This is a genomic window from Rhodococcus erythropolis NBRC 15567 (genome assembly GCF_001552595.1).
Lineage (GTDB): Bacteria > Actinomycetota > Actinomycetes > Mycobacteriales > Mycobacteriaceae > Rhodococcus_F > Rhodococcus_F erythropolis.
This window is the reverse complement of the sequence record NZ_BCRM01000007.1, coordinates 79,596-99,726: the sequence shown is the minus strand read 5'-3', so window position 1 is coordinate 99,726 and position 20,131 is coordinate 79,596. Positions and strand designations below refer to the sequence as shown.

At 65.0% G+C, this 20,131-nt stretch carries 19 protein-coding genes; 6 read left to right on the top strand and 13 right to left on the bottom strand.

From position 1 onward, the window contains the following. The first annotated feature begins 25 nt into the window (after nucleotides 1-25). Nucleotides 26-700 carry a hypothetical protein gene (locus RE4_RS12465; RefSeq protein ID WP_060938680.1) on the top strand — a complete coding sequence of 225 codons (675 nt, stop codon included), beginning with the start codon at nucleotides 26-28 and terminating at the stop codon, nucleotides 698-700. Continuing rightward, a complete protein-coding gene (locus RE4_RS12460) occupies nucleotides 697-2,085 on the top strand; it encodes an alpha/beta-hydrolase family protein (protein WP_060938658.1) in 1,389 nt (462 codons plus the stop codon). Before RE4_RS12465 ends, RE4_RS12460 begins: the two co-directional genes overlap by 4 nt. A gap of 57 nt (nucleotides 2,086-2,142) precedes the next feature. Here the strand turns inward: RE4_RS12460 and gatA are convergent, their stop codons facing one another. Both gatA and gatC read right to left on the bottom strand, forming a co-directional pair. Then, nucleotides 2,143-3,621, bottom strand: a complete 1,479-nt coding sequence (gatA, locus tag RE4_RS12455) for an Asp-tRNA(Asn)/Glu-tRNA(Gln) amidotransferase subunit GatA (protein ID WP_020907250.1) — start codon at nucleotides 3,619-3,621, stop codon at nucleotides 2,143-2,145. Beyond that, complete coding sequence (gatC, locus tag RE4_RS12450; protein WP_003944747.1) at nucleotides 3,618-3,917, bottom strand: Asp-tRNA(Asn)/Glu-tRNA(Gln) amidotransferase subunit GatC; 300 nt, start codon at nucleotides 3,915-3,917, stop codon at nucleotides 3,618-3,620. The genes gatA and gatC overlap by 4 nt, the downstream gene beginning before the upstream one ends. Nucleotides 3,918-4,195: 278 nt before the next feature. On the opposite strand from gatC, the gene RE4_RS12445 reads away from it, so the two are divergent. Beyond that, the gene (locus RE4_RS12445) at nucleotides 4,196-4,846 is read left to right on the top strand and encodes an ACT domain-containing protein (RefSeq protein ID WP_020969299.1); all 651 of its coding nucleotides are present in this window, start codon (nucleotides 4,196-4,198) and stop codon (nucleotides 4,844-4,846) included. Nucleotides 4,847-4,859: 13 nt separating this feature from the next. Here the strand turns inward: RE4_RS12445 and RE4_RS12440 are convergent, their stop codons facing one another. The 9 genes from RE4_RS12440 to RE4_RS12400 form a co-directional block, all read right to left on the bottom strand. Further along, complete coding sequence (locus RE4_RS12440) at nucleotides 4,860-5,348, bottom strand: GNAT family N-acetyltransferase (protein ID WP_019747912.1); 489 nt, start codon at nucleotides 5,346-5,348, stop codon at nucleotides 4,860-4,862. Nucleotides 5,349-5,395: 47 nt separating this feature from the next. Further along, on the bottom strand, nucleotides 5,396-7,477 hold the full coding sequence (ligA, locus tag RE4_RS12435; protein WP_269138454.1) for an NAD-dependent DNA ligase LigA: 2,082 nt from the start codon (nucleotides 7,475-7,477) through the stop codon (nucleotides 5,396-5,398). An 82-nt stretch (nucleotides 7,478-7,559) separates the two neighbouring features. Beyond that, nucleotides 7,560-8,582, bottom strand: coding sequence for a uroporphyrinogen decarboxylase/cobalamine-independent methonine synthase family protein (locus RE4_RS12430; RefSeq protein WP_019747910.1), 1,023 nt, complete (start codon nucleotides 8,580-8,582; stop codon nucleotides 7,560-7,562). Continuing rightward, the gene (mnmA, locus tag RE4_RS12425; RefSeq protein ID WP_003944736.1) at nucleotides 8,579-9,691 is read right to left on the bottom strand and encodes a tRNA 2-thiouridine(34) synthase MnmA; all 1,113 of its coding nucleotides are present in this window, start codon (nucleotides 9,689-9,691) and stop codon (nucleotides 8,579-8,581) included. The genes RE4_RS12430 and mnmA overlap by 4 nt, the downstream gene beginning before the upstream one ends. Then, nucleotides 9,691-10,920, bottom strand: a complete 1,230-nt coding sequence (locus RE4_RS12420; protein ID WP_020969296.1) for a cysteine desulfurase family protein — start codon at nucleotides 10,918-10,920, stop codon at nucleotides 9,691-9,693. The genes mnmA and RE4_RS12420 overlap by 1 nt, the downstream gene beginning before the upstream one ends. Before the next feature lie 52 nt (nucleotides 10,921-10,972). Next, entirely contained in the window at nucleotides 10,973-11,872 is a 900-nt protein-coding gene (locus RE4_RS12415) for a lysophospholipid acyltransferase family protein (RefSeq protein ID WP_047890161.1), read from the bottom strand. Further along, a complete protein-coding gene (locus RE4_RS12410; RefSeq protein ID WP_020907245.1) occupies nucleotides 11,872-12,708 on the bottom strand; it encodes a GNAT family N-acetyltransferase in 837 nt (278 codons plus the stop codon). Before RE4_RS12410 ends, RE4_RS12415 begins: the two co-directional genes overlap by 1 nt. 135 nt (nucleotides 12,709-12,843) lie before the next feature. Continuing rightward, entirely contained in the window at nucleotides 12,844-13,800 is a 957-nt protein-coding gene (locus tag RE4_RS12405) for an electron transfer flavoprotein subunit alpha/FixB family protein (protein WP_003944698.1), read from the bottom strand. A gap of 48 nt (nucleotides 13,801-13,848) precedes the next feature. Next, nucleotides 13,849-14,649, bottom strand: a complete 801-nt coding sequence (locus RE4_RS12400) for an electron transfer flavoprotein subunit beta/FixA family protein (RefSeq protein ID WP_019747906.1) — start codon at nucleotides 14,647-14,649, stop codon at nucleotides 13,849-13,851. A 271-nt stretch (nucleotides 14,650-14,920) separates the two neighbouring features. Between RE4_RS12400 and RE4_RS12395 the strand changes: the two genes are divergently transcribed. Genes RE4_RS12395 through RE4_RS12385 form a run of 3 tightly spaced genes read left to right on the top strand, consistent with a single transcriptional unit; the run spans nucleotide 14,921 to nucleotide 18,521 of the window. Next, the gene (locus tag RE4_RS12395; protein ID WP_051119132.1) at nucleotides 14,921-15,715 is read left to right on the top strand and encodes a class I SAM-dependent methyltransferase; all 795 of its coding nucleotides are present in this window, start codon (nucleotides 14,921-14,923) and stop codon (nucleotides 15,713-15,715) included. A 29-nt stretch (nucleotides 15,716-15,744) separates the two neighbouring features. Beyond that, a complete protein-coding gene (locus RE4_RS12390) occupies nucleotides 15,745-17,280 on the top strand; it encodes a 1,4-alpha-glucan branching protein domain-containing protein (protein WP_060938679.1) in 1,536 nt (511 codons plus the stop codon). Then, nucleotides 17,277-18,521 carry a glycosyltransferase family 4 protein gene (locus RE4_RS12385; protein ID WP_060938656.1) on the top strand — a complete coding sequence of 415 codons (1,245 nt, stop codon included), beginning with the start codon at nucleotides 17,277-17,279 and terminating at the stop codon, nucleotides 18,519-18,521. The genes RE4_RS12390 and RE4_RS12385 overlap by 4 nt, the downstream gene beginning before the upstream one ends. A gap of 10 nt (nucleotides 18,522-18,531) precedes the next feature. Here the strand turns inward: RE4_RS12385 and RE4_RS12380 are convergent, their stop codons facing one another. Together RE4_RS12380 and RE4_RS12375 are read right to left on the bottom strand one after the other, a co-directional pair. Continuing rightward, the gene (locus RE4_RS12380; protein WP_019747902.1) at nucleotides 18,532-19,167 is read right to left on the bottom strand and encodes a maleylpyruvate isomerase family mycothiol-dependent enzyme; all 636 of its coding nucleotides are present in this window, start codon (nucleotides 19,165-19,167) and stop codon (nucleotides 18,532-18,534) included. Between the two features lie 97 nt (nucleotides 19,168-19,264). Further along, nucleotides 19,265-20,020, bottom strand: a complete 756-nt coding sequence (locus RE4_RS12375) for an acyltransferase (RefSeq protein WP_060938655.1) — start codon at nucleotides 20,018-20,020, stop codon at nucleotides 19,265-19,267. Nucleotides 20,021-20,131: the final 111 nt, after the last annotated feature.

Below are 20,131 nucleotides of genomic sequence, written 5' to 3'. Positions count from 1 at the left end.
ATTGTCCGTTCATAGCGTGAACGGCATGCGGATCACACGAGTGAAAGACCTCTCTCGAAGCGCCGGCACCTGGGCTGCCCTGGCGCTGGCGGCAACGGCAGCGATCACCGTCACTGCCGGAGCGAGCGGAGCCGAGCCGCCGCGCACCGAGAATTCGAACGCATCCAGGGCGATCGCCACTGTGACTACCGCGGATGCCTCTGATGCTGCGACCACCATCCCGTCGGATTTCGCCGCATTTGCCGGCTACACGCCTACCGTCTTCGACGGATACCTCGCCAACCCCCACGGCGACTGCTCGTCACCGATTCCGCTTCCCGACGAATTCGACTCGGCCTGCAAAGCACACGATCTCGGGTACGACCTACTCCGCTACGCGCATTCGCACGGAACGGAACTGGGGCCGTGGGCCCGCCAGGTCCTCGACGGTCAGCTCGACGAGCGAATGCATGCGGCCTGTGAAGACCGCACGTCCTTTCTCTCACGTGGGTATTGCTTCGCGATGGCCGATGTCGCCGTCACAGCGGTGAACGGAAACTCTTGGCGCCAAAGCTATCTGACTCCGGTCGCGGAATCGGGGTTCGGTTACGGCACGGCCGGAGTTCTGGCAGTTTCCGCCCTCGGCTTCACCCTGATGCGATCGCGGCGCCTCGATCCGTCGAACGAGTTCTCCTTCTCCCCGAAAGCGATTGCAGCATGAGCGTTCTGAATGCGTCACGGACCCCCGTTCTCGCCCGAGTCGGGGCGCTCGCACTCCCCCGGGTGTCCACGAGCGTCGCCGTGGCAGCGATGTCCGCCATCTCGCTAGCTCCCGGACTCCTGCCGAGATCAGCCGTACTCCAAGGGGTATTCAGCGGTCTGCTCGTCGCGGTCGGGCTACTGGCGATGTGGGCGTTCTCCGCGGTAGCCCGTCGGCTCGTCCCCGACCGGGCCAAGGCCCGATTCGACGAACGTCATTGGCGCATCACCGCGTTCGGGTTGTCGACTGCCGGCACCGCAGTTGCGATGTTCGCCGCCGCCGGTTGGCAGAACTCGCTGCGAGCAGCGATGGGCGCACCGCCTGCCGGGCTGATCCACTGGGCGGAGGCGGGGTGCATTGCCTCGCTGACCGCCCTTGCACTCTGGGGCCTCGGGGTCGGACTTTCGAAGGCGCTGCGGTGGATGGGTTTCGCGCGGAGCGTGGGCGCACTGGTCATGGGAGTCCTCGGCGTGCAGTTGGTCGTCGGTCCCGCCGTCTGGAACGGCCTCGCCGATTCGTTCGACAAGTCCAACGCGTACATCGACACCGCTCTGACACAGCCACTTTCGGCCTCTGCGACAGGCAGCTCCGAATCGCTCATCTCGTGGACCTCGATGGGCGCGGAGGGACGCAAATTCATCGCTGCAGGTGAAGACTCGGTGCGCGTCTACGCCGGTGTGGATTCCGCACCCGATACCGCATCGCGTGCCGCTCTCGCCGTGAGTGAACTCGATCGCGTCGGCGGCTTCGCCCGCAACAGCGTCGTGGTGGCCGTTCCGACCGGCTCGGGGTGGATCGACACCCACGCAGTCGACGGTATCGAGCAACGGTTCGGCGGAGACGTCGCGATAGTCGGGCAGCAATACTCCGACGCACCCAGTTGGGCGACATTCCTGTTCAGCCGCGACGACGCCGAAGAATCAGCCACCGCCCTGTTCACAGCTGTCGGAAGCCACATTGCCGCGATGCCTGCCGAAGAGCGACCGGACCTGTTCCTCTACGGACAGAGCCTCGGCGCCGTCGGCGGCAGCGCCGCACTGACCGAGAGCAGTGCCACCGTCCCGTGCGACGTGTTGTGGGCCGGTCCCCCGGCCGGCGCGACACGGACGGACGGCGCAACCGTCCTAGCGAACACGTCCGACCCAGTGGTGTGGTGGTCCCCCGCCCTCGCGACGCAGAAGCCGGATCTGAGCCGTGCCGTGCAGGACGGCCCGATCCCGCAGTGGATCCCGGGCGTCACGTTCTTGCAGACCACCGTCGACATGCTCGGTTCGCTCGGTGTACCCGCCGGTCACGGCCACCGCTACGGAACCGATCAGGGAACAGCTTTGGGGACTTGCTCCTGAAACTGCTGTGCGCCTTTATTAACCGCGGGGGGTTAATAAAGGCGCACAGCAAACAGGTCAGACTGCAGTTGCAATCGGGCCGCGAGCAGCTTCGTAGGCGGCACCGACACGGTAGAGGCGCTCGTCAGCCATGGCGGGCGCCATGATCTGCAAGCCCACCGGCAGGTTGTCGTCCGCGGACAGACCCGATGGCACCGACATCGCGCAGTGTCCGGCCAGGTTGGTCGGCAGCGTGCACAGGTCGGAGAGGTACATGGCCAACGGATCGCCGACCTTCTCCCCCAACTTCCACGGCGTGAACGGGCTGGTCGGCGAGACCAGTACGTCTACCTTCTCGTAGGCCTTGTCGAAATCGCGTGCGATGAGGGTACGAACCTTGAGCGCCGAACCGTAGTAGGCGTCGTAGTAGCCCGAGGACAGTGCGTAGGTACCGATCATGATGCGGCGCTTGACCTCCGGGCCGAAACCGGCGGCGCGGGTTGCCGCCATGACCTGGTCGGCACTCATGTTGCCTTCGTCGACACGCAGTCCGTAGCGCATGGCGTCGAAGCGGGCCAGGTTGGACGAGACCTCACTGGGCAGCACCAGGTAGTACGACGCGAGCGCGTGCTCGAAGCTCGGGCACGAAACCTCGACAACTTCGGCGCCCAAAGCCTTGAGTTGCTCGACAGCAGCGTCGAAGGAAGCGATGACACCGGGCTGGTAGCTGTCGGAGTGAAGTTCCTTGACCACACCGACCTTGACGCCGCGCAGGTCGCCGGCTGCACCCTCCCGTGCCGCAGCGACCACCGGACGCACGGGGGCGTCGATGGACGTGGAGTCACGCGGATCGTGCCCGGCGATGACCTCGTGCAGCAGAGCGGTGTCGAGCACGGTGCGACCACAGGGGCCACCCTGATCGAGAGAGGAGGCGCACGCGACGAGCCCGAAGCGTGAGACAGTTCCGTACGTCGGCTTGGTTCCGACCGTCGCGGTGACCGCAGCGGGCTGACGGATCGACCCGCCGGTGTCGGTGCCGATGGCCAACGGGGCCTGACGGGACGCGAGCGCTGCAGCGCTACCACCACCGGATCCGCCGGGGATGCGGGTGACATCCCACGGGTTACGCGTCGGACCGAATGCGGAGTTCTCCGTGGAGGAGCCCATCGCAAATTCGTCGAGGTTCGTCTTGCCGAGGATCGGGATGCCCGCAGCGCGAAGCTTGCTCGTCAGGGTCGCGTCGTACGGCGCAACCCAGCCTTCGAGAATCTTCGACGCACAGGTGGTCGGCATGTCCGTCGTGGTGAAGATGTCCTTCAACGCAATCGGAACTCCGGCGAGTGCCGAAGCGGGTTCGTTTCCGCCTGCGAGCGAGTTGTCCACTGCTGCGGCGGCTTCGAGAGCCTGTTCACCGGCAACGTGCAGGAAGGCGTGGTACTCGGTGTCGACGGCAGCGATGCGGTCGAGATGCGCCTGCGTGACCTCTACCGAGGACACCTCACGCGAGTGGATCTTGCCGGCCAGCTCAGCGGCGTCCAGCGTGGTCAGATCGGTCATTCGCCCTCTCCAAGGATCTGCGGAACCGCAAAGCGATCCTGTTCGACTGCGGGTGCTCCGGACAATGCCTGCTCGGGGGTCAACCCGGGCACGATCACGTCGGGGCGCGTCACGTTGGTGACGGCATTGGGGTTCGCCATGGGCGGGACGTCGTCGGCCGCAACCTCGGTGACCACCTTGACGTGGTTGAGAATCGAATCCAACTGACCGGCGAACTCGTCGAGTTCGGCATCGGACAGGGCGAGTCTGGACAGCCGCGCGAGGTGCGCGACCTCGTCACGGGAGATGGCAGGCACCGCGGGGCCCCTTTCGGAAGAGGACGTGAACATTGCCGGTCCAGCCTAGTTCCTCGCCGCGACAGACCTGTAAGCACGCCTGCTGTGTCGACCGGTACGCACGCCTACTGTGTCCACCGCCACGTCGAATCCACCTCGTGTTTCGCTCGTGTGACAAGCATGTGCACCCGGTGTGACCCCGCCGCGGCGCCCACCAACGCGTGCTGAGCAAGTGCAAAGATGGGTGTGGCCCGGGTCGACGTGATCCGGGCGAGAACCGATCAGCGAAAGGCACGCACGTGTCGTACCTGCTTCGCGTCCAACTGCCCGACCGACCCGGCAGCCTCGGCGCGCTCGCCGTAGCCCTCGGATCCGTGGGCGCAGACATCCTCTCCCTCGACGTCGTGGAGCGAGGCGACGGTTTTGCCATCGACGACCTCGTGGTCGACGTCGAACCGGGCGCACTGCCCGACACCTTGATCACCGCTGCCGAGCATCTGCCCGACGTGCTGGTCGATTCGATCCGCCCCTACGCCGGGATTCTCGACACCCATCGTGAGCTCGAACTCATCGATTCCGTTGCGACAGCCCGAAACGATCGACTACAGGTCCTCGTCGACGGCGCGCCGCGTGTACTGCGAGTCGGCTGGTGCGTCGTCGCGGACATCGGCAAGCACGGTGCGTACCGCGTCGTCGGTAGCGCCGGCGCGCCGGAAACCCATGCCACCGACATTCCGTGGATGCCACTGGACAAGCCCACCGCCCTCGACGGCGAGGCCGACTGGGTTCCGGACGTCTGGCGAGAGATGAACACCAGCCTCGCTGCCGCACCGCTCGGCTCCGGCAATCGCGTCCTCATGCTCGGTCGTCCCGGAGGACCCGAATTTCGCCCTTCGGAGATAGCCCGCCTCGGCTATCTCGCCGGAATCGTCGCGACAGTGCTGGGCTGACCAGGCTGGGTAATCAGGCCAGACCGCGAACCATGACCGTCAGCTCCATACCGCGAATCGGCTCCCACGCGCGCTCCGGATCGGGGACGAACCCGTTGCGGTCGTAGATACGACGAGCATCGACCATCTCGGGCTGCGTCGAGATGACCACCGAGTGATCGCCTCGGTCGTAGGCTTCGGCGATCACTGCGCGAACCAATGCGGTTCCGGCGCCCGATCCCCGAGCCTGCGGCGAGACCGCGAGCATGCGGAACTCGAGTTCGCCCTTCTGCGCAACATCCGCGAAGGGCGTGCCGGGTTCGGCGATCGTCAAAGAACCCACGACCTCTTCGCCGAGAACGGCAACCAGCACCCGCCCCTGCTCCACCCGAGTTGCGGTGTCTCGCAGGCGCTCCGCGTACGGCGATCCGCCGGCGACAAATCCGCCACCCACGTACGACTGCACAGTCAGTTCCCCGACGGTCTCGAACTCAGCCGGTAGAACTTCACGAATCTCGATCATGGCGTCACTATCGCACCCAGCACACCAATCTCAGAAATCGGACAAAGTCACTCTGATTCGTCCAAATCGGTGGGAGCGACCGCATCCGGGCCATCTTCGAGCAACCGCCGGAAGCCGTCTTCGTCGAGCACCGGCACACCCAATTCGACTGCCTTGTCATGCTTGGAACCGGGCGCTTCACCGACGACGACAAACGCAGTCTTCTTCGAGACCGACCCAGCCGCCTTACCGCCGCGCACCAGAATCGCTTCCTTCGCCTGATCTCGCGAGTACGTCTCGAGCGAACCGGTGACGACGATCGAGAGACCCTCGAGATTGCGCGGAATCGAGTCGTCTCGCTCGTCCTCCATGCGCACCCCGGCCGAAGCCCACTTGTCGACGATCTGCTGATGCCAGTCGACGGAGAACCACTCCACGACAGCGGCGGCGATCGTGGATCCGACGCCGTCGACTGCAGCCAACTCGTCGACCGACGCTTCCCGAATACGTTGCAGCGAACCGAATTCGCCGGCCAACGCCCTCGCGGCAGTGGGGCCGACGTGCCGAATCGACAGTGCCACAAGCACTCTCCACAGCGGCTTGTCCTTGGCCGAATCCAGGTTGGCCAGCAAGCGTTTTCCGTTGGCAGACAGTGCTCCCGCGTTGGTGCGGAAGATGGGAACCTCGATCAGTTTCTCGGCGTCGAGTGAGAAGAGATCGCCCTCGTCACCGATGACCTTTGCCTCCAGCAGTCCGGTCGCGGCCTCGTAACCGAGCACCTCGATGTCGAATGCTCCGCGCCCCGAGACGTGGAACACGCGCTCGCGCAACTGCGCCGGGCAGTACTGCTGATTAGGGCATCGCACGTCGACGTCGCCCTCTTTCGCGGGCGCCAACAACGTGCCGCACTCGGGGCAATGCGTCGGCATGACGAACTCGCGCTCGGTACCGTCACGAACGTCTGCCACGGGACCGAGAACCTCGGGGATGACATCTCCAGCCTTGCGCAACACCACGGTGTCGCCGATCAGCACACCCTTGCGCTTGACCTCCGAGCCGTTGTGGAGGGTGGCCAAGGACACAGTGGAACCCGCCACTGTGACGGGTTCCATGTACGCGAACGGCGTCACGCGACCCGTGCGGCCGACACTGACCCGGATGTCGAGGAGCTTGGTCGTGACCTCTTCCGGCGGGTACTTGTACGCGATCGCCCACCGCGGTGCGCGAGACGTGGTGCCCAGACGTCGATGCAACGACATCTCGTCGACCTTGACCACCAACCCGTCGATCTCGTGCTCGACGTCGTGGCGATGTTCTCCCCAGTACTTCATCTTCTCGACCACGGCGTCGGCGCCGACCACCCGCGAGGTGTGCGTGGACACGGGCAGCCCCCAGGCGGAGAGGGCCACGTAGGCGTCGTACTGCGAAGCCGGCTCGAAACCTTCCATGCGCCCGAACCCGTGGCAGATCATGCCGAGGCGACGACGCGCGGTGACGGCGGGATTCTTCTGACGCAGGGAGCCCGCCGCAGAGTTGCGCGGATTGGCGAACGGCGCCTTACCCTCCTCCACGAGGGAGGCATTGAGTGCCGCGAAGTCCTCGAGGCGGAAGAACACCTCTCCTCGCACCTCGAGCAAGGTTGGAATCGGGAATTCGTCCGTAGCGGTGAGCCGCTCCGGGATGTCGTTGATCGTCAGGGCATTGAGAGTGACCAACTCGCCCGTACGACCGTCGCCGCGGGTTGCCGCACGCACGAGTTTGCCGTTCTCGTAGACGAGATTGAGCGCGACACCGTCGATTTTCACTTCGCAGAGATAGTGCAGTTCCGGCCCGGTTTCCTGCTCTACCTTGGCGATCCATCCGCGGAGTTCGGACTCGTCGAAGACATTGTCGAGGCTGAGCATCCGCTCGAGGTGATCGACGGACGTGAAGTCCGTCGCGAATCCGCCGCCGACGAGTTGCGTCGGAGAGTCGGGAGTTCGCAGATCCGGGTACCGCTCTTCTAGAGCATTGAGCTGCCCGAGCAATGTGTCGAATGCACCGTCCGAAATGACGGGCGCGTCACGAACGTAGTAGCGGAACTGATGCTGGCGTACCTCTTCGGCCAGCTCCGTCCACTGCTCGCGCGCCTCGTTGGGCGCTGGCTGCATTGCATCCGCGGTTTCAGTCACAGCTAGAAGATTATCGGTTCACACCGACACACCACACGACTCCACGTCAGAACGCAACACATCAGAACGCCGACGGATCGTCCACCAATGCCTTGCCGACGTCTGTGCACAGCCGAAGGGCGGCTCGACTCCACTCGAGGCTCGCACCCGCAAGACCACAGCTTGGGGTTACCGCGACCTGGTTCTGCAGGAGTTCACGCGAGAAGCCGAGACGATCGATCAGGGTGACGGCGGGCATCGCGCACTCTTTCCACGTCACCGGCTTTTCCGGCGGGGCGGAAGGAACCAGACCGAGCGCCAATTCCTTGCCGGCGTCGAACAACTGGCCGATGCCGTCCAGATCACGCGAGCCGATGAGCGACATGTCGAAGCTCACGCCGAACGCCTGGCTTCGCCTCAGCAGATCCCACGGCATGTCGGCGCCGCAACTGTGGACGATTGTGGGCAGTCCGCAACCGCTGATCGTCGAGTCGAGAACGGCGAGCGCCTCGGGTTCCGGGAGAGCCGGAACGCTCTCCATCTTGGTGCGCCCGGGTAGTGAACCGGCCAGCACTGCCGCGATCTGCGGCTCGTCCAATTGGATCACCACTCGGGCACCGGTACGACGAGTGACCTCGGCGGCGTGGCGCGCGAGCCCCTCACCAAGTGATTCGGCGATGTCCCGGAGTGCCCCACGGTCGACGAGAACTCGCGAACCGTTTGCAACCTCGATCTCGGCGCCGAGTGTCAGCGGGCCGGCAGCTTGGAGCTTGACGACGTGGTCTCCGCCGACCAGACGGGCCGATTCCCAGGCTTCCTCGAGTGCGTCGAGATCCTGATTCAGGAAGTCCTCGGCTCGCTTCGCGACGTTGCCCCGCCGAGGCACGACGCGATAGGCGCGGGTCGAGGCGTCGAGGTTGATGTCGACCAGAATGGCGCCTGCTCGGCCGACCATGTCAGCGCCGAGACCGCGGCTCGGCAACTCCACCAGGTGTGGGAAACCGCCCAGTTCGCCAAGGATGGTTGCGGCGCTTTCGCGGGCGTCCGTGCCCGGCCAGGATCCGATTCCGGTGACGAGGCCACCGATGGAAACCTGCTGTGTCACAGTGTGTTCGGCTCGGATTCGGTGCCGGAGATGGTGCCACTGCCGAGAACCTGGTCGCCCAGTTCGCTGTCGGGGCGATACAGCACGACGGCCTGGCCCTTCGCGACGCCGGTCAGTGGTTCGCGCAACGAAATGGAGATGCCGCCGCCCGAAGTACCGTCGTCGACGGCCTCCGCAACGGCCTGCGCCAGTCCGCCGTGCGCACGAACCTGCACCATGCACTCGACGGGGCCCTCCGGCGCCTGGCCCGAGGTCCAGATCGCGCGCTGGGCCGAGATGGCCCAGACGTCGAGATTCTTGGCCGAACCGACTCGCACCGTTCCGGTTTCGGGCTCGATCGCGGTCACGTACCGCGGACGGCCGTCACCTGCGGGACCTTCGACGCCGAGCCCCTTGCGCTGTCCGATCGTGAAGCCGTGTACGCCGTCGTGTGCAGCGAGGACCTCACCCGAATCGGCATCGACGACGCTTCCCGGACGAACGCCGATGCGCGCACCCAGGAATGCTCGGGTATCGCCGGTCGGGATGAAGCAGATGTCATGGCTGTCAGGCTTGTTCGCCACAGCCAGACCGCGCTCGGCGGCTTCCTCACGGATCTGTTCTTTCGGTGTGTCACCGATCGGGAACATCGCTCGCGAAAGCTGATCAGCCGTCAGCACACCGAGGACATACGACTGGTCCTTGTCCGCGTCGACCGCCCGGCGTAGGACGCCGTCTTCGAGGCGCGCGTAATGACCGGTCGCCACGGCATCGAAGCCGAGAGCGACCGCACGGTCGGCCAGTGCGGTGAACTTGATCTTCTCGTTGCACCGCAGACACGGATTGGGGGTCTCACCCGCTGCGTACGACGCCACGAAGTCGTCGATCACGTCTTCCTTGAAGCGATCGGCGAAATCCCAGACGTAGAAGGGTATTCCGAGGACGTCGGCAGCGCGCCTGGCGTCGCCGGCATCTTCCTTCGAGCAGCATCCACGCGAACCCGTCCGCAATGCACCCGGCGCCGTGGACAGCGCAAGATGAACGCCGACGACGTCATGTCCGGCGGCAACTGCGCGGGCGGCGGCGACAGCGGAGTCGACACCTCCGCTCATGGCTGCGAGTACTCGCATCAGCGATCCCCTCCACGCGAACCGGCACCGGCAAGACCGGCGGCCCGAGCGCGCTCTACTACTTGTGGAAGCGCAGCGATCAGCGCGTCCACATCGGTGACACTCGACGTATGTCCGAGCGAAAATCTCAGTGAGCCACGCGCGACGGGCGATTCGACGCCCATCGCGATCAAGACATGGCTGGCTCTGGCCACACCGGCGGTGCACGCCGAACCGGTGGAACATTCGATACCGGCGGCGTCGAGCAGCATCAGCAACGAATCGCCCTCGCAGCCGGGGAAGGTGAAGTGCGCGTTACCGGGAAGCCGATCGGATCCGGTCGGGCCGTTGAGCACCGACTCGGGAAGAATCTCCAGGACTCCGTCGATCAAACGGTCACGCAACTGCGCCAATTCCCTTGTGCTGGAATCGAAGTTCTCGACGTTTGCGCGCAGCGCCGCAGCCATCCCGACAACGCCCGCAGTATCCGGAGTGCCCGAACGCAGATCACGTTCGTGTCCGCCGCCGTGAAGGAGCGGCACACACGGAACCTGGCGTCCGAGCAGCAGTGCGCCGACGCCGTGCGGACCACCGAACTTGTGCGCCGCGATGCTCAGCGCGGACAACTTGCTCGCCGCGAAATCGACCGGCAATTGCGCAACGGCCTGGACCGCGTCGCTGTGCATCGGAATCTCGAACTCAGCCGAAATCTCCGCCAACTCCACGATCGGCATGATGGAGCCGACCTCGTTGTTGGCCCACATCACCGTAACGAGTGCTACCTCGTCGGCGTGAACGGAAAGCTCGTCGCGCAGGGTCCGCGGGTCGACGACACCGTTCTCGTCGACCGGCAACCACGTCACGCGCGCACCCTCGTGCTGCTCGAGCCACTCGACGGCGTCGAGCACCGCATGATGCTCGACGGAGCTGGCCAGGATGCGAGTGCGTCGCGGATCGGCGTCACGGCGAGCCCAGTAGATGCCCTTGACCGCGAGATTGTCGCTCTCGGTTCCGCCGGAGGTGAAGATGACCTCCGAAGGCCGCGCACCCAGGCTGGCAGCGATCGATTCCCGCGACTCCTCGACGCGGCGCCGGGCCGCACGGCCGGAACCGTGAAGCGAGGACGCGTTGCCCACGGTTTTGAAGGTATCGGTCATCGCCTCGATAGCGGCTGCCGACATCGGAGTCGTGGCGGCATGATCGAGGTACACCGGAAATCCGGCGTGGGCACTGGGTGCAGGCAGAGTCATGGCTTGACAAGGATAGCCCAGCACGAGAGTTCGCCCAGCCTCGCTCAGCAGGCTAAGCGGTCATTGCCGGGGAGGTATCGATCTGTCCCACGGCTTGTGTCACGAGTTCCGGTGCGGGGTCGAAGATGTCGTGAGCTGCCAAATCGATGGTTTCGACGCCACGTACGGCTCTCTCGCATCGCTGCGCGAGGTCGACTCGACACTCCCCTGCCTCCTCGAGCGGAGCCAGCCTGACCTTCACCTCGACGTTCTTCTGACGCAGGATCCGACGGATGGACTGACCGATAGTTTCGGTGCCGACAAAGCACGGTCCGGTGCACAGGGAACCGTCGGCGTTCTCGTAGCGGATCGCCATCGGCTGAACCGGGCATTCGGCGTCGACGGCAGCTTGGAACATTGCCGGGCGAAAACCTCCGTACGCCCGCCCGCACCAGGTCGTTCCCTCGGGAAACACCATTACGCGGACACCACGCTGAAGTCGTTCGCGAACGACGTCGACGGTTCCGGGAAGTTCACGCAGTCGGGCGCGATCGATGGGCACTACGCGCATCCGGCGCGCGAGACCACCGAGCACTGCCCAGTCGAGCAGGTCGGCACGGGCGACGAAGTTGGCCGGGGCAACGGCACTCGCGACGAGGACGTCGGTCCACGACACGTGACCGGCGACAACCATCACGCCCGCCGGTTCGGCGCGCCCCAACCGCTGATCGTCGACCGTGAGCTTCATTCCCAGACAACGCAGCAACGCGCGCGAGTATCCGCGTTGCATCTCCGTACGCCAGGTGCGCGGGAGCAGCCAGCCGGCCGAGAGCACCGGCGCAGTCACCAGTGCGGCGCCGACCATGATCCCGCGGGCCATCACGGTGATACTCGACACACCGGGTGCGTCCGTAGGTAGGCACCCGTCGCCGCAGGGGCTCGTCGGCACCCAGTACGGCACCGTCGCGGTCATCAGCCGATCCCCGATTCGTGTGCGGCGGCCGCCGATCGCAGCCGTTCCAGATAGCGCTTGTTGGCGGAGTGAAGGCCTTGCAGCGCAACAAAATCGGCCACACCGAACTCGGGATCGTGAGCAGGTTCCCCGCAGATCATCGCGCCCATCCGCAAGTAGCCACGGAGCAACGGCGGCATCGTCACGCGTTCCGGTGCGGCAATCTCGTCGAGCGTCAGACCGCCGAGGACCACCGGGTTTCGTGGCGTCACCCGCCGCGACCCCGGACTGGCGTGTTTGTTCATCACGAAGTCACGGACGCCGCGGACATCGGCGCCGGCAATTGAATCGGGGTTCGGGAGGATGGGCACGGAGACGCAGCCCATCACCCATTCGTATCCGGTCAGTTCGAGGTAGTGCAGAATGCCCGACCACATCAGGCTCAGGACGGATCCGGTGCGGTGCGCGGGATCGACGCAAGCGCGACCCATTTCGACGATCCTGTTCGCCACCGGATCGAGCGCGGAGATGTCGAATTCGGTTGCGGTGTAATACCCACCCGCCGCCGCCGCGGAATCCGGCGGCAGCATTCGGTAGCAGCCGACGTACTCCTCGGTGATGTTGTCACGAACGAGTAGATGATCACAGAATTCGTCGAAGCCGTCGGCGTCGAGTTCGAAGACCCCGGCCGAGGCCGGGAGGGAGAAGCCTGGCTCGGAGGCGAACACTCGGTATCGAAGGCGCTGCGCTGCGACACGATGCTCGCGGTCGGAGGAGACGATCAGGGAATATCTCGGCTGGGCGACCTCACGGCCGAGATTGTCACTCGCGGAGCGAAGGACTGACGTAATTGTCATGCGCAAGGTTTATCGAGCGCGAACGGCGTCTCGGTATCGACGAAGTGACATGCCGATGCAGGCCGGGTGAATAAAGCACTGTGCGCCTTTATCAACCGCGGGGGGTTGATAAAGGCGCACAGCAGTTTGTGCTTTTTAGCCCTTGTGGGACTTCACAGCTTCGGTGAGCTGCGGTGCGACGTTGAACAGGTCGCCCACGATGCCGAAGTCGGCGATCTCGAAGATGGGTGCCTCTTCGTCCTTGTTGACCGCGACGATGGTCTTGGACGTCTGCATGCCGGCGCGGTGCTGGATGGCACCGGAAATGCCGAGCGCGATGTACAGCTGCGGGGAGACCGTCTTACCGGTCTGACCGACCTGGAACTGTCCGGGGTAGTAACCCGAGTCCACAGCGGCACGCGAAGCACCGACTGCAGCACCGAGGGAATCGGCCAGCTCTTCGACGACGGAGAACTTGTCCGCGCTGCCGACGCCACGTCCACCGGAGACGACAACCGACGCCTCGGTGAGCTCGGGGCGGTCGCCGCCGACAATGGGCTCACGCGAGGTGACCTTGACGGCACTCTCGTCCTGAGCCGGAACCTCGACGGTGATCTGCTCGCCTGCGCCGGCCTGCGGAGCAGCCTCGACTGCACCCGGACGAACCGAGTAGACGGGAACGTCGCCGTTGGCCTTGGCTTCGACGGTGAACGCGCCACCGAAGATGGAGTGGACGCCGGTGCCGTCAGCCTTGATCTCGATGACGTCGGTCAGCAGTCCGGAGCCCAGACGTGCAGCCAGACGACCGGCAACCTCTTTGCCCTCGGTGCCGGCTGCGGTGATGACTGCTGCCGGGCTGGTGGACTCGACCAGAGCGGCGAGAACGTCGACCTTGGGGGTGACGAGGTAGCCGTCGATGTCGTCGGACTCGGCGACGTAGATCTTCTCGGCTCCGGCTGCTGCCAGAGCGTCGGCGAGCTTTGCTGCGGTGCCCGCGGGGCCGGCGACAACTGCCGACGGCTCACCGAGTGCGCGTGCAGCGGTGATGAGTTCGGTGCTGACCTTCTTCAGCGCACCCTCTGCGTGCTCTACGAGCACAAGTACTTCTGCCATGACTTAACTCTCCCTGAGTTCTTCTGCTGGATGTCTAGAAGGGCGCGATCAGATGACCTTGTTGCTGACGAGGTAAGCGGCAATCTTGGTGCCACCGTCTCCCTCGTCGGCGATGCGCTCACCAGCGGTACGGGGGGGCTTCGGGGTGGAGGACGTCACGGTGGTGCCGGCGTTGGCAACTCCGACGGTCTCCGGGTCGACTCCGAGGTCGGCCAGCGTGTAAACGAGAACTTCCTTCTTCTTCGCGGCCATGATGCCCTTGAAGGACGGGAAGCGCGGCTCGTTGATCTTCTCGGTGACCGAGACGATCGCGGGCAGCGAAGCCTCGAGGCCGAAGACGCCCTCGTCGGTCTCGCGCTCACCGGTGATCTTGCCGTCGGCGACGACGACCTTGCGCAGCTGCGTGAGCTGCGGGATGCCCAGGTACTCGGCGATGATGGCCGGAACAGCGCCGACGCGGCCGTCGGTGGCCTCGTTGCCGGCGATGATCAGGTCGGCAGGCTCGTCGTTCTCGAAGGTGATCTGTCCGAGAGCAGCAGCGAGCGTCCATGCGGTCTGGATCGCGTCGGAGCCGTGCAGTGCCGGGTCGTTGATGTGGACGGCCTTGTCGGCGCCCATCGACAGAGCCTTGCGGATAGCGTCGGTGGCGCGGTCGGGACCTGCGGACAGCACCGTTACCTCACCGCCCTGAGCTTCCTTGATGAGGAGTGCTTCTTCGACGGAGCGCTCGTTGATCTCGTCGAGGACTGCGTCGGCGGCTTCACGGTCAAGCGTGTAGTCGCCGTCGGTCAGCTTGCGCTCGGACCATGTGTCGGGGACCTGCTTGATCAAAACAACGATATTCGTCATGGGTCTTCGTCGACCTCCTGTGTGTAATTCACCTGATAAATCGTCTGTGGTGCTCGCGCAGTCCGAGCGTCCGAAAAGAGAGTCCGACAGGTCTCCCCACGGGCGAATTTCTCGGTTCACGTCGGCTGTGCGTTAGATTACCCCACGTTAAGTTACCGGTGGGTAACTTAACGTGGAACCTCGTCCACCATAACGGCACGAACAGGAATTGACAGCAGTGATCTGGACCACGGCGAACACGTTCTACCCGGATGGCACTAATCTCGCACGGGTGAGTGAAACGAGTGTCAGCAACCACGAGGACGCACCCCTGCCCTTGACGGGCGAACGAACCGTGCCAGGAATCCCCGAGGAGAACTACTGGTTCCGACGCCACGAAGTGGTGTACCGCGCACTTCTTGAGCGCTGCACGGACCGCCGAGTCCTCGAGGCCGGATCCGGAGAAGGCTACGGCGCCAACATGATTGCGGATGTCGCAACGAAGGTTACCGGCCTCGACTACGACATCTCCGCGGTCGAACACGTCCGCGCGCGCTACCCCCGCGTCGAGATGCTCCACGGCAACCTCGCCGAGCTTCCACTGGCCGACAACTCGGTTGACGTCGTCGTCAATTTCCAGGTGATCGAGCACCTGTGGGATCAGGGTCAGTTCCTGCGCGAGTGCTTCCGAGTTCTCGCTCCCGGCGGTGAACTTCTGATCAGTACCCCCAACCGGATCACGTTCTCCCCCGGCCGCGACACGCCGCTGAACCCCTTCCACACTCGTGAGCTCAACGCCGCCGAAATGACCGAGTTGCTCGAAGACGCCGGATTCCGCGTTCAGTTGATGACCGGCGTCCACCACGGTTCACGCCTGAAGGAACTCGACGCCAAGCACGGCGGATCGTTCATCAACGCGCAGATCGACCGCGCGTTGGCCGGTGAGCCCTGGCCCGAAGATCTCACCCGCGACGTCGAAGGCATCACCGTCGACGACTTCAGCATCAGCGAACCCGACATCGACGACAGCCTCGACCTCGTCGCTATCGCCGTGAAAGAAACTGCCGTGAAGGAATCCGGCGAGTGAGTAACGCAACACCCGTCACCGAACCGGGGATGTTCGCCCTGGTTCTGCACTCCCATCTGCCGTGGCTCGCCAACCACGGCAGATGGCCCGTCGGCGAGGAATGGATCTACCAGTCCTGGGCTGCGTCGTACATTCCGCTCGCCGCCGCGCTACGACGCCTAGCCGACGAGGGCCGATCGCACCTGCTGACGCTGGGAATCACGCCGGTGCTCGCGGCCCAGTTGGACGATCCCCACTGCCTCGCCGGTATGCATCACTGGCTCGGCAACTGGCAGATCCGTGCACACGAGGCCGCCGGCATGCCGGACGCAGCGCACCGCGAACTCGGAGCGCGCGAACACCGAGCGTCCGCAGCGGCTCTCGAAGATTTCGAGACTCATTGGCAGCACGGCGCCTCACCCGTGTTCCGCGACCTCATCGACCGCGAGGCCTTCGAGCTTCTCGGCGGGCCGCTGGCCCACCCGTTCCAACCACTGCTCGACCCTCGCTTGCGTGCGTTCTCCCTCCGCGAAGGTCTCGCCGACGCGCATGCCCGGTGGAACCACACTCCGACCGGGATCTGGGGGCCCGAGTGCGGGTACACCCCGGGCATGGAGCGCGGGTACGCCGAAGCGGGCGTCACCCACTTCATGGTCGACGGTCCCGCCTTGCGCGGCGACACGTCCCTCGGTCGCCCGGTTCGAGAATCCGACGTGGTTGCCTTCGGCCGCGACCTGCAGGTCAGCTACCGCGTCTGGTCCCCGAAATCCGGATATCCGGGTCACGCTGCTTACCGCGATTTCCACACCTACGACCACGAGACGGGCCTCAAGCCGTCGCGGGTCACCGGACGGACCGTCGACTCCGCCGACAAGTTGCCGTACGACCCCGAACTCGCCGCCGCCGCCGTCGACAAGCACGTCGCCGACTTCGTCGAAACCGTTCGGGCGCGTCTGCGCAGTGAATCCACCCGCATCGGCCGCGACGCCCTCGTGGTCGCAGCATTCGACACCGAACTGTTCGGGCACTGGTGGCACGAAGGCCCGCAGTGGCTCGAGAAGCTCCTGCGCGCGCTTCCGGAAGCCGGAATTCGCGTCGGCACCCTCGCCGACGCCAAGGAATCGGGATACGTGGGCGAACCCGTTCAGCTCGAGGATTCGTCCTGGGGATCGGGCAAGGACTGGCGCGTATGGGCCGGCGATCAGGTGTCCGACCTCGTGCAACTGAACTCCGAGGTGGTCGATACCGCCCTCACCACCGTGGACAAGTCTCGCGGCCGCGACAACGCACCCGGCCGACCGGAACTGCGAAACCGGGTCAACGATCAGGTCCTTCGCGAGACACTGATGACAGTTTCGAGCGATTGGGCATTCATGGTGAGCAAGGATTCGGCCGCGGAGTACGCCCGCGAACGCGCACACAAGCACGCCCACGCGACCAGGGAAATCTCCGAAGCGCTCGTTTCCGGCCGCGATGCCGTGGCCGAGCGGCTGGCCGAAGGCTGGAATCGCGCCGACGGATTGTTCCCGGGGCTGGATGCTCGCCGTCTGCCTGACACAGAACTGGTGAACGGGAGCGCGTCGTGAAGATTCTCATCGTCTCGTGGGAGTACCCACCGGTCGTCGTCGGCGGCCTCGGCCGACACGTCCACCATCTCGCCACCGAGCTTGCGGCTGCAGGCCACGAGGTCGTGGTTCTCTCGCGCCGCCCCTCCGGCACCGATGCGTCGACGCACCCGACGGTCACGCACATCTCCGAAGGCGTACTGGTCGTCGCAGTGGCCGAGGACCCGGCACACTTCGTCTTCGGCGAGGACATGCTCGCGTGGACCCTCGCGATGGGTCACGCGATGATCCGTGCCGGGATGGCGCTGTACAAGCCCGGAGTGGGCGAGGGCTGGCAACCGGACGTCGTGCACGCACACGACTGGCTGGTCGCACATCCGGCGATCGCCTTGGCCGAATTCTATGACGTCCCACTGGTTTCCACCCTTCACGCCACCGAGGCGGGTCGCCACAGCGGTTGGATCTCCGGACGCATCAACCGCCAGGTCCACTCGGTCGAGTGGTGGCTGGCAAACGAATCCGACTCTCTCATAACCTGTTCGGCGTCCATGCAGGAAGAAGTTACCGAACTCTACGGTCCGACGCTGCCGCCGATCACCGTCATCCGCAACGGAATCGACGTGACCACGTGGAACTTTCGCGAACGTGGCCCGCGGTCAGGGCCGCCGAAGCTCCTCTTCGTCGGCCGCCTGGAATACGAGAAGGGTGTGCAGGACGCTATCGCGGCACTCCCCCGAATCCGTCGTAGCCACCCCGGCACGACCCTCGCGATCGCGGGCGAAGGCACCCAGTTCACCTGGCTCTACCAACAGGCGCGCACACATCGCGTCGCGCGGGCAGTGGACTTTCTCGGCAACCTCGATCACACGGAACTGCTCAGCTGGCTGCACGGAGCGGACGCCATCGTCCTGCCGTCGCGCTACGAGCCGTTCGGGATCATCGCCCTCGAAGCGGCGGCAGCCGGCACTCCGCTGATCACGTCCACCGCAGGCGGACTGGGCGAAGCGGTAGTCGACGGGGTGACCGGGATGTCGTTCCAACCGGGTGACATCGCCGGGCTCACCTCGGCGGTCCGCGAAGTTCTCGACGATCCCGCCGGGGCGCAGGAACGGGCAGTGGCCGCCCGGGCACGCCTGACGTCGGACTTCGACTGGCATCAGGTCGCCGAGGAGACTGCTCACGTCTACGCGGGCGCAAAGCGTCGGGTGCGGCAGCCGTTGGCGCGGCCGCAGATTCCCGAGCGGCCGCTCCCTGGTCGCTGAAGCGCTGACCTCAGCGGGTCGGGAGGGGCGCGGTGAAGCGAGAACTCGCATCCCCGAGCAGATGGCCTGGTGGCAACATCCGGCCACACAACACCAGCAACAAGTCCTGCGCCGCTCCGTGAACCTCGGCGCCGGCGCCGTACGTCCAGTCTCGGTCGTCGGCGCGCAACCGAGCGCCGTCGAGGTCAGTTCCGAAATACTTCACGGTTTTGGGCGAGAGTCCGCTGAGCACACGAGTGAGCCGGTCTTCGGGCACCACGTAGTCGTCGCCGAGTGCCACGCGAATGTCCTGACCGTGAATCACGTCGTGTGAGAGTGCGCCCTCGAAGCCACCGCCCGGCGGCTTCCACGGGTGTGCGACGTTGTCGCGAAGCGAGGCAAGCAGTTGTTGCTCACCGACTTCCGACGCGTCGGCGAGCGCTCGCCGATTCGACATCTTGTTGAAGTTTCCGCGTGACTTGACCATTTCCACGACGAATCGCGGCGCCGAGTATCGGTAGGGCATGGTGATGTGCGCGATCACTTCGCGGACCCGCCACCCGTCGCACAGGGTCGGCGCGTTCCACTGCTCCGCGCTCAGGCCTTCGAGAAACCCCACCAGTTCGCGGCGCTGCGCCACGACCCATTCGGGTGTCTGTTCGCTCATGTCGGCACTCCTTTCACCGGCGCAGACTTTCGGCGCCGATACCGATACAGACCGGTGGCGGCGCCGAAAGTAATCGCTGGTTCTGCCAAAAAGTGAGCTACGACGCGTCGGCAGCGTCCGCAGCAGCCTTCTTGCGTGCGATGTCCTCGAGCGCCGCGATGTACTTTGCACGATCGGCAGCGCCGGCTTCCCAATCGGACTTGCGGTTCTTGACCGCCTTCGCGGGCGAGCCGACCGCGATGCTGTAGTCCGGGATGTCTCCCTTGACGACGGCGTGCGCACCGAGGACACAACCGCGTCCGACGCGGGTATTTCGCAGCACGGTGACCTTCGCTGCCACCCAGGTGTCCGGGCCGATACGGACGGGGCCCTTGACGATGCCCTGGTCCTTGATCGGTGTGTTGATGTCGTCCATGCGGTGGTCGAAATCGCAGATGTAGCACCAGTCGGCTACGAGCGTCGACGCACCGATTTCGATGTCGAGATAGGTGTTGACGACGTTGTCCTTGCCGAAGACGACCTTGTCGCCGATGCGCAGCGAGCCTTCGTGGCAACGGATCGCGTTGCCGTCGCCGATGTGTACCCAGCGCCCGATCTCGAGGCGGGACAGGTCCGGGGTCGAATGGATTTCGACGTTCTTGCCGAGGAACACCATGCCACGCAGGATCACGTGCGGGTTGGCCATCTTGAACTTGGCGAGACGGTAGTACCGCACCAGATACCAGGGTGTGTACGCCTTGTTCGCCAGAACCCATTTGAGGGAATCGACCGTCAAGAACTTGGCCTGATCGCTGTCGCCTCGGCGTGATCCCCGCCATCGAGTGCGCAACGGTGCGCCCCACATGCTCGTCATGAGTGTTCAGCCTACGTGGGGCCGACTCACCGACCCTCGGGGTGTGCCCCGTCACGTTGCCCCGGTCGGGATAGTCTCTGGTCCGGGCTTGTGCAGTTACCGAGGGCTCTT

What these genes read in the sequence shown, in the direction of transcription:
- RE4_RS12465 (WP_060938680.1), top strand. Translation starts at nt 26, where the DNA reads ATGCGGATCACACGAGTGAAAGACCTCTCTCGAAGCGCCGGCACCTGG.
- RE4_RS12460 (WP_060938658.1), top strand. Translation starts at nt 697, where the DNA reads ATGAGCGTTCTGAATGCGTCACGGACCCCCGTTCTCGCCCGAGTCGGG.
- gatA (WP_020907250.1), bottom strand. Translation starts at nt 3,621, where the DNA reads ATGACCGATCTGACCACGCTGGACGCCGCTGAGCTGGCCGGCAAGATC.
- RE4_RS12440 (WP_019747912.1), bottom strand. Translation starts at nt 5,348, where the DNA reads ATGATCGAGATTCGTGAAGTTCTACCGGCTGAGTTCGAGACCGTCGGG.
- ligA (WP_269138454.1), bottom strand. Translation starts at nt 7,477, where the DNA reads ATGCAGCCAGCGCCCAACGAGGCGCGCGAGCAGTGGACGGAGCTGGCC.
- mnmA (WP_003944736.1), bottom strand. Translation starts at nt 9,691, where the DNA reads ATGCGAGTACTCGCAGCCATGAGCGGAGGTGTCGACTCCGCTGTCGCC.
- RE4_RS12420 (WP_020969296.1), bottom strand. Translation starts at nt 10,920, where the DNA reads ATGACTCTGCCTGCACCCAGTGCCCACGCCGGATTTCCGGTGTACCTC.
- RE4_RS12415 (WP_047890161.1), bottom strand. Translation starts at nt 11,872, where the DNA reads ATGACCGCGACGGTGCCGTACTGGGTGCCGACGAGCCCCTGCGGCGAC.
- RE4_RS12410 (WP_020907245.1), bottom strand. Translation starts at nt 12,708, where the DNA reads ATGACAATTACGTCAGTCCTTCGCTCCGCGAGTGACAATCTCGGCCGT.
- RE4_RS12405 (WP_003944698.1), bottom strand. Translation starts at nt 13,800, where the DNA reads ATGGCAGAAGTACTTGTGCTCGTAGAGCACGCAGAGGGTGCGCTGAAG.
- RE4_RS12400 (WP_019747906.1), bottom strand. Translation starts at nt 14,649, where the DNA reads ATGACGAATATCGTTGTTTTGATCAAGCAGGTCCCCGACACATGGTCC.
- RE4_RS12390 (WP_060938679.1), top strand. Translation starts at nt 15,745, where the DNA reads ATGTTCGCCCTGGTTCTGCACTCCCATCTGCCGTGGCTCGCCAACCAC.
- RE4_RS12380 (WP_019747902.1), bottom strand. Translation starts at nt 19,167, where the DNA reads ATGAGCGAACAGACACCCGAATGGGTCGTGGCGCAGCGCCGCGAACTG.
- RE4_RS12375 (WP_060938655.1), bottom strand. Translation starts at nt 20,020, where the DNA reads ATGACGAGCATGTGGGGCGCACCGTTGCGCACTCGATGGCGGGGATCA.